Source organism: Anaerovibrio sp. (assembly GCF_045637405.1).
Classification (GTDB): Bacteria; Bacillota; Negativicutes; order Selenomonadales; family Selenomonadaceae; genus Anaerovibrio.
Genome location: NZ_JAZTZI010000037.1, coordinates 1 through 1,676, shown reverse-complemented (window position 1 = coordinate 1,676; position 1,676 = coordinate 1). Strand labels below are relative to the sequence as shown.

The window sequence follows — 1,676 nt, the reverse complement described above, 5'->3', positions numbered from 1 at the left end:
GGTCGCAAGATGTCCAAGTCCCTTGGAAACGGTATCGACCCGCTGGAAATGATAGAGGAATATGGTGCCGATTCTCTGCGCTTTATGCTGATTACCGGTAATACTCCTGGTAATGATATGCGATTCTACAACGAGCGCGTTGAATCTGCCCGTAATTTTGCCAACAAGCTGTGGAATGCCTCCCGCTTCATGCTGATGAATTTGGAGGGCTTTGACAAGAGCTTCGTGCCAGCTGTTGAAGACTACACTATGGCAGATAAGTGGATTATGTCCCGCTTCGCCAAGACTGCCCAGGGCGTTACTGAAAATTTGGAGAAGTACGAGCTGGGTGAGGCTGGCCGTCTGATTTATGAGTTTATCTGGAGTGAGTTCTGCGACTGGTACATTGAGCTCTCCAAGGCACGTCTTTATGACAAGGAAAACGTTAAGCCTCGTCAGACTGCCCAGTATGTATTGGGCTATGTATTGGAGCGTACTCTGCGTCTGTTGCACCCATTTATGCCATTTATTACCGAGGAAATTTGGCAGCATATTCCACATGAGGGCAAGAGCATTATGGTATCCCAGTGGCCTGCTGAGGACAAGACTATTGCTGATCTCATTGACGAGGCCAGCGAAGGCAGCATGACCACCATTATGGAGACTATAAAGACCATTCGTGCTCTCCGCCTGGAGGTAAATGCGGCTCCAAGTAAGAAGAGTGAGGTTGTACTTAACTTTACTGATGAATCCTTGCGTCAGGTGTTCGCTGATAACGAGGGCTATCTCACTGTTTTGGCTTCTGCTGAGCCTGTTACTCACATGGCGGCTGGAGCTGAAAAGCCGGAAAATGCCATGGCTGGTGTTGTAAACGGCGTCGAAATTTTCCTGCCACTGAAGGATCTTATTGATGTGGAGAAGGAAACTGCCCGCCTCAATGGTGAAATGGCCAAGTTGGAGAAGGAAATTTCCCGTCTGGACAAGAAGCTGTCCAATCAGGGTTTCCTGGCAAAGGCTCCTGCTGATGTTGTGGCAGGTGAGAAGGAAAAGCTGGCCGGTTATCAGGAAAAGATGGGTGCTGTGAAGGCACGTCTTGAGGATTTGGCTAAGCTGTAATCGGGGGATAAGATGAATTATTCAGAGGCAATGGACTATCTTGAAGAACTCAATGTTTTTGGCATGAGTCTGGGGTTGGACCGTATCAAGCGGCTTCTGGACCTGATGGGTAATCCTCAGAATACATATAAAACAATTCATATAACTGGTACCAACGGTAAGGGCTCTGTAACCTGTATGCTTGCGGAAATTCTTAAGAAATCAGGCATCAGCGTGGGAATGTACACATCTCCTCATTTGGATTCTTATACTGAGCGGGTTATTATCAACGGTGATGAAATAAGCCAGGAAAAAATGGCAGCGGCTATTACTGTGGTTCGTGACCTTTGTGACTTTATGGTGGGAGAGGGGAATGAGCACCCTACTCAGTTTGAGGTCCTGACAGCAGCGGCATTTTATATTTTCATGAAGGAAAAGGTGGAGTACGCTGTTATTGAAGTCGGTCTGGGTGGTCTGCTGGATTCCACAAATGTAATTACTCCTGAGGTTTCTGTCATTACCAACGTATCCTTTGAGCACGCCGATAAATGTGGTGGTACCTTGGATGGTATAGCAAAGCATAAGGCTGGTATTATAAAGCC

The 1,676-nt window shown here is 47.2% G+C and carries 2 protein-coding genes; both read left to right on the top strand.

The features are described 5' to 3' along the window. Window positions 1-1,095: class I tRNA ligase family protein (locus ACKI5G_RS02935; RefSeq protein ID WP_407397493.1), on the top strand; the 1,095-nt coding region annotated here is incomplete at its 5' end. A gap of 12 nt (window positions 1,096-1,107) precedes the next feature. Further along, window positions 1,108-1,676: bifunctional folylpolyglutamate synthase/dihydrofolate synthase (locus tag ACKI5G_RS02930; protein WP_407397491.1), on the top strand; the 569-nt coding region annotated here is incomplete at its 3' end.